Origin of the sequence: Alkalihalobacillus deserti (assembly GCF_020734105.1) — a bacterium.
In the GTDB taxonomy this organism is placed as follows: Bacteria; Bacillota; Bacilli; order Bacillales; family Bacillaceae_D; genus Halalkalibacter; species Halalkalibacter deserti.
The window spans coordinates 269,671-284,522 of sequence record NZ_JAJAFR010000004.1 but is presented as its reverse complement, the minus strand read 5'-3'; the positions used below and the strand labels follow the sequence as shown (position 1 = coordinate 284,522).

The following is a 14,852-nucleotide window of genomic DNA, read 5'->3' as shown; positions in this document are numbered from 1 at the left end:
TTCATCTTTGATATTTTCATGTTAATCAAGCAGTGCTCCATTGTAAAGGAAGTTCTTTGATTCTCCTTATATAATTCACAAGAGCCTCATTCTCCAGATAATCAGAAGCCTTCATCGTGTAACGTCTATAAAAAGGGCAGAAGATCAGTTCTTCTGCCCTTAGGTTAATTAGTGACCTGAGGCTTTTGATAAACCACCAATTCGGTCTTTTAATTTTTCACTTTCAGAGTTAAGTCCAACAAATTCGACTTTAATGCCGCTCTGTTCAAACTTCCCTTCAATTTTATCTAGCGCTCCGATTGCTGAGTCATCCCAAAGATGAGCATTGGATAAATCAATTTCAACATTCTTTACATCTTCTTTATAATCAAATTTATTCACAAAATCAGTTACGGACGCAAAAAAGATTTGACCATGGATTTTATAGACTTGTTTATCTAAATGGTTTATATAACTTTTCTCTATATGAACTTTAGAAATTTTTGCAGCAAAGAAGATTGCACTTAATAATACCCCTGCAAAAACACCAATCGCTAAGTTATGTGTGAACACAACTGCAGCAACCGTAACCACCATTACTATTGCATCTGTCCGAGGAAGCTTATGAATATTACGCACAGAACTCCAATCAAATGTACTGAATGCAACCATGAACATTACACCAACTAAAGCTGCCATTGGAATTTGAACAACAATCCCACCTAATACGATGATTAAGAACATGAGGAAAACCCCTGCAACTAACGATGACAAACGTCCATTACCACCTGATTTAACATTAATAACCGACTGTCCGATCATCGCACAACCTGCCATACCACCGAAAAAGCCTGAAACAATATTGGCAATTCCTTGTCCACGACTTTCTTTGTTCTTATCACTCTCTGTATCTGTCATATCGTCAACGATATTAGCTGTTAGCAGTGATTCAAGTAAACCAACAATGGCTAAAGCAAGTGAATAAGGAAGAATAATTAATAATGTCTCAAGTGTTAACGGAATACTAGGGATTAAAAACATTGGAAGTGCTTGAGTTAACGTACCCATATCGCCAACTGTTGAAACGCTAAAGCCCCCAAAGATTGCAACTGCTGTAATAACGACAATTGCAGCAAGTGCCGATGGGACTGCCTTTGTAATTCTAGGTAAACCATAAATGATAAATAATGTAGCAGCAACTAACACATACATTAACCACGTTGCTCCTTCAAACTGTTCTAACTGCGCCATAAAAATTAAGATGGCTAAAGCATTAACGAAACCTACCATTACGGAACGTGGTACAAATTTCATAATTCTTGCTAGCTTAAATACTCCAAATAAGATTTGCAACACACCTGTTAAAATGGTTGCTGCGAGTAAATATTGCAAGCCATGATCAGCTACAAGGGTGATCATTAATAGAGCCATTGCCCCAGTTGCTGCTGAAATCATCCCAGGTCGTCCACCTACAAAGGCAATGACAACCGCGATACAAAATGAGGCATAAAGCCCTACCATCGGATCAACACCGGCAATGATCGAGAACGCAATCGCTTCTGGGATTAGAGCAAGCGCAACAACTAACCCAGCAAGAACGTCGCCCCTTACATTACCAAACCATTCTTGTTTAATAGATTGAATGTTCAATCTAGCACCTCTTTTCATAATTATTTTTTAGTTCGACTTTTGACTCTCACAAAAGCCGGGTCCGTTATTAACAAAAGTATCTTACCACCATCCTTTAAAAGTTGAAACTTTCATGTAAGCGTGTAACATAATATTTTACCTCTTTTATACTTTAAAATACTCATTATTTCTCTATATTATATAGAACAGTCACAAAAAAGCCTAAATTAAATAGTATACAACCTCAATCTAGATTAATTAAACCATATACTTATGAAGGGAACTGAGCATTTCATTAGTTTTGTTTAACAAAAAAAGAACCCACATAGTTTCTAGGTTCAGTTTCAACAGTATTCAGCTCTCGGAAAATAGGCTATAGATTAATCCATTAAAGAAAACCAGTTATATTTAACAGCCTGAATCTTTCTTCATTTAGATTGTAACTTGAAAACACTCTTATTATTTAACAATGAGTACCGGAGCCTGCACTCTTTTCGCAACTTTATGACTAACACTTCCTAAAACTAAACTTTGAAATGGATTTAACCCTCGGTTTCCTATAACTACACAATCATAATGAGCATTATTTGCAAATTCAACAATCGTTGGACCCGGCTCTCCGTGTAAAATATGAACATTATAGTCAATGTTTTTGCTTATTAACTTGTTTTCCACTTCTGTTAATTTTCGTCTTCTTCTAGCGTTAATTTCTTGTTTTGTTGTATGGTGCAAAACATCACGTTTAGAATCTTCACCACTAACCACGTAAATAACATCAACAAAACTTTTATTTCCTCCTAATAGTTCTATTGCTTTATCAGTTGCACTTAGAGCATGTTTGGAACCATCAGCAGCCAGGAGAACTTTCTTGAACATATAGATCACTCCCTATCACCAGACTAATGAAAACGCTTTCTTTTTTATTGATAAACTATATTCGCTAAAACCTCGAACATTCCTCTCTCTAAAAATTATCTTTTAAAAAATAATCAATAATCATCAATTAATTATTGAGAATTTTCCTGGAATGATATGTTATTAAAATAAATTAAAAAAATGTCACCGTCCTTTATATTTATTCACATAGAAAAAAAATTGTGTCAAATATTCATTAAGTAATTCAACATATTAAAAAGGAGGATTTTAACGAGTCCATGCATTTAAACTCTAGTTATAGTATGATAATGAATACGTAGACTTTGACCGGAGGGGTTTCAATGGAACAAGAAATTATGACTGTTACTCAAGTAGCAAAGTATCTTCAACTAAGTGAAATGTCCACATATAAATTAGTTCAAGAAGGAAAGATTCCAGCATTTAAAATTGGACGTCATTGGCGAGTAAAAAAAGAAGATTTAAATGATTTTATTGAAAAATTAAAAAATGGAGAAAGATTATAAATACTAAATCGTTTTTGCCTAAAATCCTTATGATTAGTCATAAGGTCTTTCATTTTCTATGGTTTTTCGCTTCACCAGCTTAACTAGTATTATATAATTGAAGGCTCATTCTTCGATTAACTATCAAACTGCTAATAATTAAATAATAAACAAGTAAGACAGTTAATTGATACTGCTTCGCTTAATGGACTGACTCCTTTTTCTTCTTTAGATAAGTTAAACCCAACCATCCATCAAAGCAATAAGGGCTTTACTTCCTATTGTTTCTAGACGCGAAATCAAAATAGAGGTGTTACATCATGATACAAAAATTGTCGCAATCCTTTTATTATGGCTGGGTTATCGTCTTTATAGCTGGATTTGGAATCTTTTTTTCTGGACCTGGGCAAACCTATTCCAATTCTGTCTATATTGATCAATATATAGACCACTTTGGTTGGTCTCGCTCTGAGATTTCAGGTATCTATTCAATTGCTACATTTTGTGCTGGCATTTTAATGATGTTTATCGGTCGTTTGGTTGACAAATTAGGCCAAAGAACGATGATGGCGGTTGTTGGGACAATTCTTGGATTTGCCTGCTTTTTTAATAGTTTTGTCTCTAACATTTGGATGATGGCGATTGGATTCTTCCTCATTCGCTTATTTGGTCAAGGAAGTATGACACTTGTTCCAAATACATTGGTACCACAATGGTTTATTCAAAAACGTGGACGTGCCATGAGTTTCATGGCGATTGGTAGCTTTTTGAGTGCTGCATTTTTTCCGATTGCTAATGCTTGGATGATTAATCAATGGGATTGGCAGACATCTTGGCAAATCTGGGGCAGTTTGTTATTGTTCTTCTTTGTTCCACTTGTCATTTTCGGGGTGCGTAACAAACCAGAAGATATCGGATTACTTCCTGATGGAGCCATACAAGAAAAAAGTACAACACAAAAGAATTCAGCAAATATTCCGGTTGCAGAAGAAGATTGGACACTAAAGCAAGCTACTAAAACAGTAGCTTTTTGGTCAATTTTAATCTGCGTAGGAATACCAGCACTTGTCAATACTGGTATTACATTTCACCTTATCTCGATCCTTGGAGAAAGTGGATTGACTCCTCAAATAGCAGCTACAGTTCTTAGTTTGATGGCAATCGTTGGTTTTCCTATCTCTTTTATTTCTGGATTTATTTTAGAGAAAGTTAAAACCAATCTTTTACTCGTTACCATCTTTATACTAGAGATTCTTCTTTTGATCATATTACTATATACAAACAAAGTTTCGGTTGCGATTCTTTTTGGATTGTTATGGGGCGTAGCCAACGGGATTGAACGAATTACACTCAATATCATTTGGCCTAATTTTTTCGGTCGAAAATACCTTGGTAGTATCAAAGGAGTTGCCGTAACGGTTACAGTTATTGCCTCTTCGTTCGGTCCATTACCTCTAGGAATAGGATATGATATGTGCCAAAGTTACACGCAAATTTTACTATTGTTACTTGTGTTTCCTGTTATCGGATTGTTTTGTGCATTCCTTACTAAAAAACCTAAAAAAACGAATAATAAACAGTGGGCTTCGTAACAAGTGTAAGAACTAGAAGCCAACCATTTACAATGAAGCGACTATTTTCTTAGCATTAAAAACCAAATCAAATGAAGGAGTGACTACAACATGTCACAAAATTTAAATGAATTAAAGTTGACTAATGTTATTACAGTTAATCCAATTAAAGAAGCTACTTTTTAATAAACCAGTATGATATTGGTTCCATACCAGTAGTTGAAAATGGACAGCTTACAAAGCTATCACTATGACCCTGATATTACATACGTTCTACTGCACAAGGTAGTTCCATTAATGTATCAGTAAAAGATTAAATGTCAACAAACCTTACTGTAGCTTATAACATTTTCTTTTTAATTCATTCCACCAGAGTCCTTAAGAATTTGATATGCTATTTCTGTGTATTTAGAAAGAACCTTTTTGACCCGTCTCACACTCTTTTTTCGTTGCCAATAATCGATATTGTATTAATCTTATTATCTCATAAACGTTTCACTTCACTTCCCAAGTCCCGATTGGTCATTCAAGAAAACGAGCATTAGTTAAAATATTGACATAACTTAAACTACTATCCAAATAATTGAGATCAACCATTGCTTGTTTCATATCCTTGAACAAACTTCTTTGTTTTTCACAGACTTCTCTAAAACTTCTTCAATATACTCTTTTGTTTTTTCAAGTCGCTCTACTTCTTTTCTATAATCACGATTATTTTCTATTGCCACAGTTTCACTCCTTTTCCGTTCTTCAGAAAGCGTTTTCACGAATGAACGTCATTGTGGTAATAACTCTTTTTAATTCTATATCATCTATTGGTTTAGTTAATTGTTTCTTCAGTTTGTCTAATTCCTATTTTTCTGATTTAGTGAAGTTTAATGGGTCTTCTTTCAAGATATTTCTCCCCTATAATTTGGATTCAAGGAAAAATAAAAGAATATATGAGGTTATAGAGTATTATAGAGGATTTTATATAAATCATATCATATTCATTTAATTATATTCAATTATAACAGTTGCATATTTAGGCCTTTTTTAATTATTATAATGATATCTTATTAGATTGTGGTGATCGTTGTGTTAGAAGATACAGGTGAACGTATAATTCCCAAAGAAATGAAACCTACTAATGGAATGCTGTTAGAGCATATCGCTCGTTATTATTTTGCCACGCCTTATGCAAACGGACGAGTCCTTGATATCGCTTGTGGAACTGGTTATGGCAGTGTCATGGTTGCAAAAACATGTAAATCTGACGTTATAGAGATCGTCGGTGTTGATGTAGCTGAAGATTCCATTGCATACGCAAAAAAAAATTATTATCATCCTAAGGTAAGTTTTCGAACGGGGGATGCCCTAAATCCAGAACTTGTTACTGAGATTGGGGTATTTGACACGATTTTATCCTTTGAGACAATTGAACATGTTCCAGATGATCAAGAGTTTATGCAGCGATTAAATCAATTATTAAAACCCGGTGGCACGCTTGTTCTTTCAACTCCATTTGGGCAAGGTCGTAGTAAACCGAGCGGATCCCCCTTTCATTATCATCAACTTACAGAGAACGAATTCCGTTCACTATTTATTTCTTTTGAAAAGGTTGAATATTATTATCAACGAGGTGTGACAATCGAGCCGAAAAGAGAGGATATTTTTTATCCTCTAGGAGTGGTTGTATGTAAAAAAAGAAACTGAAAAAGTAGGAGTAGAAGCTACTTAAGAAAAGTAGCTCCTACACGCTCTTCATTATTCAGTCATGATTTTACATGATAGCCTTAATCGCTAGCATCAAACATTATTGTTTGTGCTCGCATTAACCTCTACACCAAACACTCCCATATTTACTTTACAATTAGACTAGTACATTAACTCTTTGTAACGCAAAGCCCAATGATCTAATGTTTGGTAATGCAATCTTACGCTTTCGATATCTTGCACATGATAAAAGTTTATAAGAGGAATGAGTGTGAATCATGTTCGAACAGAGAAAACCATGAAATTAGCCCAGCCTACTCAATTTCTAGCGCAGAGTCGAAGTATTATTAATGAAGCCTATGCAGGTGATATTATCGGAATGAAGCTAGTGAAGCAATTTTAAACATCTCTAAAAGGGACGAAGATTAACTAATTTGGCTTAAACCTTAGATGTCATATAGGATAACAAATTTTCCCAATATAAATTTGACCATAATTTCACACCTTAATAAAGAGAATTTTTACTAAAAAGGGTGAGATTATGAATTTAGGAAGCTTGAGAACAGATTGGTTCGGTAACATAAAAGGAGATACTTTAGCAGGCATTGTTGTTGCACTTGCGTTAGTACCTGAAGCAATTGCTTTTTCCATTATCGCAGGAGTTGATCCGATGGTTGGCTTATATTCATCCTTCCTCATACCTGTTATTCTTGCTTTTGTTGGCGGCAGACCAGGAATGATTTCAGCTGCTACAGGGGCAATGGCTTTATTAATGATTGACCTTGTCGCACAGCACGGGCTGGAATATTTATTAGCAGCAACCATTCTTACGGGAATATTACAAATCATATTTGGAATTTTAAAACTCGCTCGTTATATGAAATTTATTCCCCGTTCTGTTATGGTAGGGTTTGTAAATGCGTTAGCCATTCTGATTTTCACATCACAACTCCCTTATTTGTTTGGACATGGTTGGGTTGTGTTAGGAGTTGCAATTGTGACGCTTGCGATCATTTACCTTTTTCCATACCTTACAAGAGCGATACCGTCAACACTTGTTGCGATTGTGGTTGTAACGGCTTTTACTATGTTTACTGGTATGAATGTGTTTACCGTTGGTGATATGGGGACTTTAACGCAAACACTGCCCGTTTTTCTTTTGCCACAGATCCCCTTTTCTTATGAAACGATTGCGATTATTTTTCCCTATGCACTCGCATTAACTGTCGTTGGAATCCTTGAATCGCTCCTAACAGCAGCCATTGTCGATGATATGACCGATACTGATAGTAATAAAAATAAAGAAAGCAGAGGACAAGGGATCGCAAACATTATTACAGGATGTTTTGGAGGAATGGCTGGTTGTGCGATGATTGGGCAATCTGTTATTAATGTCAAGTCAGGTGGTAAAGGAAGATTATCTTCCTTAGTAGCTGGTGTTGTTCTCATTCTCCTCATTATTGTTTTAGGAAATATAGTCGTGCAAATTCCAATGGCTGCATTAGCTGGAGTCATGGTGATGGTATCAATTAGTACATTCGATTGGAATTCATTACGAACCCTAATCATTGTTCCTGCAAGCGATGCGATGGTTATGGTTGTAACCGTTGTGGTAGTGGTTGTTACACATGACCTTTCAAAAGGGGTCTTTGCAGGTATTTTATTGAGTGCGATTTTCTTTGTCTCAAAAATTTCAAAGGTAAGTATAGAAAGCAAGCTTGATGGAAAAAAAGGAAAGAGAACATATTTCATCAAAGGGCAGCTATTTTTTGCCTCCGTCACCGATTCAATTGCTGCTTTTGATTTTAAAGAAGACTTAAAAGAAGTTGAACTTAATTTAACCTATGCACATATTTGGGATGATTCTGCCGTCGCTGCTATGGAAAAAATCATCGCGAAGTTCGAAGAAAATGGAACAAATGTAGAAGTTACTGGCCTTAATGAAGCAAGTACACTTTTAGTTGAGAAGTTACGACATAAATTAAGTAGCCACTAAAAGGAGGTAAACGATGTTTAAAAAAATTTTATTAGCGACAGACGGATCTGAGCATGCGGTTCGAGCTGCCGAAAAGGCGATTGAAGTGGCAAAATGCAACCAAGAGTCAACCGTTCATATTGTCTATGTTGCTGATGACTCTAAAACAGATGTACTAAACAATTGGAATACAACTGGTGCCGCCGACAAACGGAAAGCAAAAGTAAAACCAAGCGAAGACAAAATAAAGGCTGCTGGTATCAACTATGAGGTTGAGTTTTTACGAGGTGAACCCGGTCCTACAATCGTAAAGCACGCAAACGAAAACAAGTTTGATGTTGTGGTTCTAGGTAGTCGTGGTCGCAACCGCTTACAAGAATTAGTCCTAGGTAGCGTTAGCCATAAAGTCGCCAAAAGAGCTAAATGTGCGGTGTTGATTATTAAATAATAAAAGAGAGATTAGAAGGGCAAGTAAGCTGTAATAATGACTTCTGTTTTGGCGTGACACACATTTATACAAAGATATAAATGTTGAATTGAACAATAAAAGCATGCCAATTCATATGAACATGAATTCGCATGCTTTTTACATCATTTACCTAAAAGTCATTAATATTCAGTATCTTCTCTAATAAAACCGTAGTAAATCACCATAGATAAGTTTGTCGGAGTAGCTGAGGTCTTGCTGCGCTCGTTCCATATCTGGCTCACAATTTGACAAGTCAATCTCCTCGCCTGTTGGTTTGGAATAACAAGCTCCTTTTGTGTAAACATATTGATCGGTAATAAAACTACCGTCTCTTAGAACCGCATAAGAATCACGTTCTGGTGAGAATAAATCAGACCCAAATTGAATATCATTTTCTGTTTCAAGACCAAGTAAGTGCATGATCGTTGGCTTTAGATCGATTTGTCCAGAGACTGTTTGTTTTATTGCGTGTTCATTGTGGCCTGGAATATGAACAAACATCGGTACTCTCTGAAGTTGAACGGTATCAAAATCAGTGATTTCCTCTTTGTTCAAAAACTGACTCATCGCTTTCTTATGATTTTGCGATATGCCATAATGATCTCCGTAAATGATAAAAACCGAATCCTCGTACATTCCCTCTTCCTTCAGTCGTTCAAAGAAGTGCTCGATCGCATAATCCATATAGCGTACAGTAGGGAAATAACGATTCAACGTACCACTATTAGAATCAAATTCATTAATGAAACGATCCTCTTCCCCCAGTTCAAATGGGAAATGGTTCGTTAGAGTGATAAATTGTGTAAAGTAGGGCTCTGGTTGTGATTTTAAGAGTTCAATAGACTGTTCAAAGAAATCTTTGTCCTTTAACCCCCAACCTACAGAGTTACTCTCATTAACATCATAGGAGTTGATATCAAAATAGTGAGCAAACCCTAATGTGTCATACATCACATCTCGATTCCAAAAGCTTTTGTTATTTGCATGCATCACTGATGTGTAATAACCGGTTCCGTTCAATATTTCCGGAAGTGCGTTGTACGTATTCCCAGATTGAGTAAAAAATACGGCACCACTATCTCGGCCAAACATAGAATTTGCTAGTAAAAATTCTGAATCCGACGTTTTCCCTTGAGCAGTTTGATGGTAAAAATTTTCAAAATAATAACTTTCGTCAATCAACTTATTTAAAAATGGGGTGATTTCTTCTCCATCTATAGTCTCATTAATAACAAAACTTTGAAGAGATTCTAATGATAAGACAATAACATTTTTCCCCTCAGCCAATCCAAATAAATCTTGATCAGGCTGTTTGTAATTTTCACTTCGATATGAAATGATCTCATCGATATCCGAGCTTTCAGCAAAGACCCGCTTTGTTTTCGATTGTGACTGAATTACCGCATCATAGATATGATAATTGAAAGTCCCAATATTCTTAACAAGTAATTCACGATCAAACGATCTAGTTAATAACTGTGGTCGTTCGATTTGAGCTATTCCCAAGTTTACGATAAAGATTAAAATCGATAAAGCAATTATTGCCATTGTCTCTTTTCTTACTTTTTGAACTGTAGGTATTTTATTCTTTAGTAATAAAATAGACAAGAAAATTAGATCGATTAACAAAAATAGATCATAGAAAGTCAATAATCCCAAAACACTACTAGACAAATCTTTTGCATTGTTCGTTTGAAAGAGTACAGGTAACGTTATAAAGTCTGTAAAGAAGCGATAGTAAATGAGATTAAAATACAAGATAAGTGTGCCAATGAAACTAGTAACAATTATTATTATATTTCTCTTTTTACCACTAAAAAACAAACTCACTCCTAATAAAAGGATAACGGAACTCAATGGGTTAATGAGTAAGATAAATTCTTGCAAGACGTTTTCTGACGAAATTTCAAAGCCAACTTTATATAGCAAGTAGGTCTTTAATGTTAATAATAAAACTGCTAACCATAAAAACTTTAATCTGTTGTTCATCAATTTAATGTTAGCCATGTTTTGCTAACTCCTTTCAATGTTCAATACCCAAGCATTTTATCGTCTATTTATCATGCGCTTAAATCGTATTTAATTAGGTAGACTAAAACATCTAATTATACAATGTAAATACTCAAAAATCAATAAAAATCATGTAAGCTTCATTTTTCCTTATCGCTCTAACTATTTTATTTAATACTGAAGAAACTCATTAACAGTTGCGCGTCCTCTATTCACTTCATGGCCCGAATTTGCAACTACTGTATTTCCTTGGACACCACCAGTCCAAACGACTGTATTTGTTTAACCGTACTCTCATCTTTTAAAGCTAAAGTAGACTTTCCCGGTACGGTTTCGAGTTCTATAAAATTGTCATATTGCTTTAATTGTCTTTTTATCTGTTGAGTCTATTTCCAATTTCTTCTTAAATGATGGTTGCTGACGCCATTTCCACAATGTCATTCTTGAGACATTACATCTTTCTGCAATCTCATTGATTGAGTACCTTTTTGAGATTATCAGTTTAATAGCGAATAATCGTTTTTGTTCTAATCTCTTATACATGGTTAAGATGACATTTCTTTCTAGTTAATTTCATAAGCATTCATTCACCCACGATATTAAGTCATCATATTGCTTCTAGCCTCTTCTTAAACTCGGTCATATAAATTAGTTAGTTCAGTTAATCGGCCTATTAACTATCATCGTATCGAATTCATATTAATGAAAAACTACCGTTTATAATTCCTTTTACTGTGCTATAATAAAAGTTAATATTTAACTCCAGGGTAGGAAAGGGGTAAACATGGATCCAGAAATTATGACTATTTCTCAAGTTGCTAAATATTTACAAATCAGTGAAATGACCACATACAAACTCGTACAAGAAGGCAGGATGCCAGGTTTTAAAATCGGTAGGCATTGGCGTGTAAAAAAAAGTGATCTTGATGTTTATATTGAAAAACTTAAAAATGGAGACCGTATTTAGAAGGATCTTTCCCTCAAAAACACTCTTAAAACGAGGATAATTCTTGGAATTGTCCTCTTTAATGTATATTACTTTACCTCATAATTACACAAATGAGTACATCATTAAATCAACCCTAATAATTAATTTAACTCCTAAAAACAATTTGTTTATTTCCAATTAACATCCCCCACTAAATTATTCCAACCTTGATCGTTTTGGATAAGTGAGTCGTACACTAAATCTAGAATCTCAAAAATTCAATGTAAGCGTAAAACATACAAATTTTTTCATCCTTACTCTTTATTTCTCGATAAGACTGATACGTTCATTACAACAATTTTTTTATAACCATTTATACTTAAATTAGCTGAAACAACCTACAAATTAGTTATTTTTAAAATAATCATTGACCATTCTCCTAATATCACATCACTATTCCATATTCGAGTGATATATATCCTTTTTTGAAATGCCTTTTTATTTTTGCTCAATATTATCTATTAGGACTTGTTATTTTATCAACAAAAAAACCGTTTAACCGCAAAACATCAATCGGTCTCTTATAATTAGAATGTAATTCCTTAAATAATTAACTATTTAATGATCAATACAGGACAAACTGTATACTTTGCAACCTTATGACTCACACTTCCTAAAACCAGGCTTTGAAGCTTATTTAACCCTCTACTCCCCAACACCATGCAATCATATTCACCTTTATTAGCAAAGTCTACGATAGTAGGACCAGGCTCACCATGGAGTACATGAACATCACATTTGACTTTATTAGCAAAGAACTTTTCTTCATACTTTTTTAGCATCGACTTTCTACTGCCACTAATTTCGATTTTGCTACGATTGTTCAAAACATCCGATTTTGATGTTGTTCCACTTATAACATAAATAATATCAATTTCCTTTTCTTTCCCTGACACTAATTTAATTGCATAATCAGCTGCTCTTAATGAATGCTCCGATCCATCAACAGCTACTAAAATTCGTTGAAACATTGTATTTCCCCCTCGACCTAAAATCATTCTGAATTAAATAAGTTAGCTCCAAGTCATCAAGCTTCTGCTTTAACTGGACCGGATATAACTAAGCATTTGTTACAAGCATTATGTTCTCTTCAAAAAAAGTTGGCCGAACGTACGCGAGGCCAACTCGAAGTAATGAAACTTATAAACTATTAATGACCTGATGCTTTTGATAAGCCACCAATTCGCTTTTTAAGCTTTTGACTTTCATTATTTAAACCTACATATGATACTGTAATGTGATTTTGTTCAAACTTTGTCTCAATCTTATCCAATGCACCAATTGCTGAATCGTCCCATAGATGAGCTTCCGTTAAATCTATCACAACTTCTCGTACGTCCTCTTTATAATTAAACTTTTTCGGTAAATCACTTACGGATGCAAAGAAGATTTGACCACTTAATTTATAAATCTTTTTCTTTCCATTTTGAACCAACGTCTCTTCAACATGTATCTTTGAAATTTTAGCAGCAAAGATAATCGCACTTAATACAACACCAGCAAAGACACCCATCGAAAGGTCATGTGTATAAAGAACTGTAACTACCGTAACGATCATAATTGCGGCATCTGACTTCGGTACTTTATGAAGTGATTTCAACGAGCTCCAATCAAATGTACCGATTGCAACCATAATCATGACACCTGCTAAAGCCGCCATCGGAATCTGTACAACGATTCCACCTAATACAATAATTAGGAACATAAGAACGACACCGGCTACTAAAGAAGATAACCGCCCAGTACCACCAGATTTTACGTTAATAACAGATTGCCCAAGCATCGCACAACCAGCCATACCACCAAAGAATCCAGTTACGACATTCGCATAACCTTGTCCACGAATTTCTTTGTTTTTATTACTCTCTGTATCTGTCATATCATCTACGATATTAGCCGTTAATAATGATTCAAGTAGACCAACAATAGCTAGCGCTAACGAATACGGAAAAATAATCATTAATGTTTCAAAATTTAATGGAATTGAAGGAATTAAAAATATTGGTAAACTTTGAGTTAACGTTCCTAAATCACCAACGGCACGAACACCAATATTCCCAAAAATTGCGAGTGCCGTAACAACAACGATCGCGACAAGTGTTGAAGGGACAGCTGTTGTTATTTTAGGGAATAAATAAATAATGGCTAAAGTTAGAGCAACTAATGCGTACATAATCCAAGTCTCACCAACAAAATGTTGTAATTGAGAAGTGAAAATCATAATGGCAAGTGCATTAACGAATCCAACCATAACAGAACGTGGCACAAATTTCATAATGGATGCTAATTTAAAAGCACCAAATAAAAATTGTAAAATCCCTGTCAAAATCGTTGCTGCTAGTAAATACTGCAATCCATGATCAGCTATTAACGTAATCATAAGTAATGCCATCGCCCCAGTTGCACCTGATATCATACCGGGACGTCCGCCTACAAAAGCTATAACTACTGCGATACAAAATGATGCGTAAAGTCCTACCATCGGATCGACACCCGCTATAATCGAAAAGGCGATCGCCTCTGGAATAAGGGCAAGTGCTACAACAATCCCTGCTAAAACATCTCCTCTACTATTTCCAAACCACTGCTGCTTAATTGACTGTAAATTCAATTTCGCACCTCTTTCTATTAAAATTATATATATTTGACCGACTTTTGACTCTCACAAAAGTCGTTACGATTCTGTGAACAGTTGAATCTTACCACGATTTCGATTTTCACAAAAATCTAATGTAAGCGTATGTCATATTTGATTTTCAAATAAATTCACTGTTTTTCTATCATATTCTTTAATTTTCATTGATTATAATCTTTTATAATCATTTATATTTTAATAATTTTTGATCTATATAAATATAATTAGTTAAAACTGAATTATATTAATGCGTAATTAATTCTTTCTTCCTTAATTTAGTTCCTATTAAGTAACTTTTATCGCTTCACTATACATGTATACAAAAAATTGGCTATGCTAGCCAATCATATATGTCACTTAAAATCTAATTAAATAACTGATGGTTCAAATCCTAGCTTCCTAAGTAAGAAATGAAAAAGCTGCTAGTAAACGGTTATCATTTACTAGCAGCTTCGTTTATTTATTTACTGTGGTTTCAAAACGCAGCACACTGCCACGACAAAAGCTCATTCATTGTTTCTT

The 14,852-nt window shown here is 34.7% G+C and carries 14 protein-coding genes and 1 pseudogene; 7 read left to right on the top strand and 8 right to left on the bottom strand.

Features of this window, described 5'->3' with window-relative positions; translation table 11 throughout:
* Positions 1-168: 168 nt before the first annotated feature.
* Together LDX58_RS10270 and LDX58_RS10265 are read right to left on the bottom strand one after the other, a co-directional pair.
* A complete protein-coding gene (locus tag LDX58_RS10270) occupies positions 169-1,629 on the bottom strand; it encodes a SulP family inorganic anion transporter (RefSeq protein WP_227936745.1) in 1,461 nt (486 codons plus the stop codon).
* Between the two features lie 438 nt (positions 1,630-2,067).
* Entirely contained in the window at positions 2,068-2,484 is a 417-nt protein-coding gene (locus LDX58_RS10265) for a universal stress protein (protein WP_227936744.1), read from the bottom strand.
* Positions 2,485-2,825: 341 nt separating this feature from the next.
* Here LDX58_RS10265 and LDX58_RS10260 point away from each other — a divergent pair, with 341 nt between their 5' ends.
* Entirely contained in the window at positions 2,826-3,008 is a 183-nt protein-coding gene (locus tag LDX58_RS10260) for a helix-turn-helix domain-containing protein (RefSeq protein WP_227936743.1), read from the top strand.
* Positions 3,009-3,307: 299 nt separating this feature from the next.
* Positions 3,308-4,579 (top strand): MFS transporter, encoded by a 1,272-nt coding sequence (locus LDX58_RS10255; protein WP_227936742.1) that lies wholly within the window; start codon positions 3,308-3,310, stop codon positions 4,577-4,579.
* A gap of 584 nt (positions 4,580-5,163) precedes the next feature.
* On the opposite strand, the gene LDX58_RS25920 is transcribed toward LDX58_RS10255, so the two are convergent.
* Positions 5,164-5,286, bottom strand: coding sequence for a hypothetical protein (locus LDX58_RS25920; RefSeq protein ID WP_265416626.1), 123 nt, complete (start codon positions 5,284-5,286; stop codon positions 5,164-5,166).
* 349 nt (positions 5,287-5,635) lie between these two features.
* Here LDX58_RS25920 and LDX58_RS10250 point away from each other — a divergent pair, with 349 nt between their 5' ends.
* The 4 genes from LDX58_RS10250 (at position 5,636) to LDX58_RS10240 (ending at position 8,676) form a co-directional block, all read left to right on the top strand.
* Positions 5,636-6,253 carry a class I SAM-dependent methyltransferase gene (locus LDX58_RS10250; protein ID WP_227936741.1) on the top strand — a complete coding sequence of 206 codons (618 nt, stop codon included), beginning with the start codon at positions 5,636-5,638 and terminating at the stop codon, positions 6,251-6,253.
* 265 nt (positions 6,254-6,518) lie between these two features.
* A complete protein-coding gene (locus tag LDX58_RS25915) occupies positions 6,519-6,656 on the top strand; it encodes a hypothetical protein (protein ID WP_372459142.1) in 138 nt (45 codons plus the stop codon).
* Positions 6,657-6,794: 138 nt separating this feature from the next.
* Positions 6,795-8,249: a SulP family inorganic anion transporter gene (locus tag LDX58_RS10245; protein ID WP_227936740.1), complete on the top strand. Its 1,455-nt coding sequence runs from the start codon at positions 6,795-6,797 to the stop codon at positions 8,247-8,249.
* 13 nt (positions 8,250-8,262) lie between these two features.
* The gene (locus LDX58_RS10240) at positions 8,263-8,676 is read left to right on the top strand and encodes a universal stress protein (protein WP_227936739.1); all 414 of its coding nucleotides are present in this window, start codon (positions 8,263-8,265) and stop codon (positions 8,674-8,676) included.
* A 180-nt stretch (positions 8,677-8,856) separates the two neighbouring features.
* Here the strand turns inward: LDX58_RS10240 and LDX58_RS10235 are convergent, their stop codons facing one another.
* From LDX58_RS10235 to LDX58_RS26685, 3 genes and pseudogenes are all read right to left on the bottom strand, one after another.
* On the bottom strand, positions 8,857-10,704 hold the full coding sequence (locus LDX58_RS10235) for an LTA synthase family protein (RefSeq protein WP_227936738.1): 1,848 nt from the start codon (positions 10,702-10,704) through the stop codon (positions 8,857-8,859).
* A 180-nt stretch (positions 10,705-10,884) separates the two neighbouring features.
* A pseudogene (locus LDX58_RS26425) lies at positions 10,885-10,986 on the bottom strand (hypothetical protein); the annotation flags it as partial.
* 72 nt (positions 10,987-11,058) lie between these two features.
* Positions 11,059-11,250, bottom strand: a complete 192-nt coding sequence (locus tag LDX58_RS26685) for a phBC6A51 family helix-turn-helix protein (protein ID WP_227936737.1) — start codon at positions 11,248-11,250, stop codon at positions 11,059-11,061.
* A 241-nt stretch (positions 11,251-11,491) separates the two neighbouring features.
* Here LDX58_RS26685 and LDX58_RS10225 point away from each other — a divergent pair, with 241 nt between their 5' ends.
* On the top strand, positions 11,492-11,674 hold the full coding sequence (locus tag LDX58_RS10225) for a helix-turn-helix domain-containing protein (protein WP_227936736.1): 183 nt from the start codon (positions 11,492-11,494) through the stop codon (positions 11,672-11,674).
* Between the two features lie 575 nt (positions 11,675-12,249).
* Here LDX58_RS10225 and LDX58_RS10220 read toward each other — a convergent pair.
* Together LDX58_RS10220 and LDX58_RS10215 are read right to left on the bottom strand one after the other, a co-directional pair.
* Complete coding sequence (locus LDX58_RS10220) at positions 12,250-12,666, bottom strand: universal stress protein (RefSeq protein ID WP_227936735.1); 417 nt, start codon at positions 12,664-12,666, stop codon at positions 12,250-12,252.
* A 179-nt stretch (positions 12,667-12,845) separates the two neighbouring features.
* On the bottom strand, positions 12,846-14,306 hold the full coding sequence (locus tag LDX58_RS10215) for a SulP family inorganic anion transporter (RefSeq protein WP_227936734.1): 1,461 nt from the start codon (positions 14,304-14,306) through the stop codon (positions 12,846-12,848).
* Positions 14,307-14,852: the final 546 nt, after the last annotated feature.

Excerpts from the sequence above, each read along its gene's own strand:
- LDX58_RS10220 (WP_227936735.1), bottom strand. The coding sequence starts at position 12,666 with ATGTTTCAACGAATTTTAGTAGCTGTTGATGGATCGGAGCATTCATTA.
- LDX58_RS10245 (WP_227936740.1), top strand. The coding sequence starts at position 6,795 with ATGAATTTAGGAAGCTTGAGAACAGATTGGTTCGGTAACATAAAAGGA.
- LDX58_RS26685 (WP_227936737.1), bottom strand. The coding sequence starts at position 11,250 with ATGTATAAGAGATTAGAACAAAAACGATTATTCGCTATTAAACTGATA.
- LDX58_RS10265 (WP_227936744.1), bottom strand. The coding sequence starts at position 2,484 with ATGTTCAAGAAAGTTCTCCTGGCTGCTGATGGTTCCAAACATGCTCTA.
- LDX58_RS10255 (WP_227936742.1), top strand. The coding sequence starts at position 3,308 with ATGATACAAAAATTGTCGCAATCCTTTTATTATGGCTGGGTTATCGTC.
- LDX58_RS10225 (WP_227936736.1), top strand. The coding sequence starts at position 11,492 with ATGGATCCAGAAATTATGACTATTTCTCAAGTTGCTAAATATTTACAA.
- LDX58_RS10260 (WP_227936743.1), top strand. The coding sequence starts at position 2,826 with ATGGAACAAGAAATTATGACTGTTACTCAAGTAGCAAAGTATCTTCAA.
- LDX58_RS10240 (WP_227936739.1), top strand. The coding sequence starts at position 8,263 with ATGTTTAAAAAAATTTTATTAGCGACAGACGGATCTGAGCATGCGGTT.
- LDX58_RS25915 (WP_372459142.1), top strand. The coding sequence starts at position 6,519 with ATGAGTGTGAATCATGTTCGAACAGAGAAAACCATGAAATTAGCCCAG.
- LDX58_RS10235 (WP_227936738.1), bottom strand. The coding sequence starts at position 10,704 with ATGGCTAACATTAAATTGATGAACAACAGATTAAAGTTTTTATGGTTA.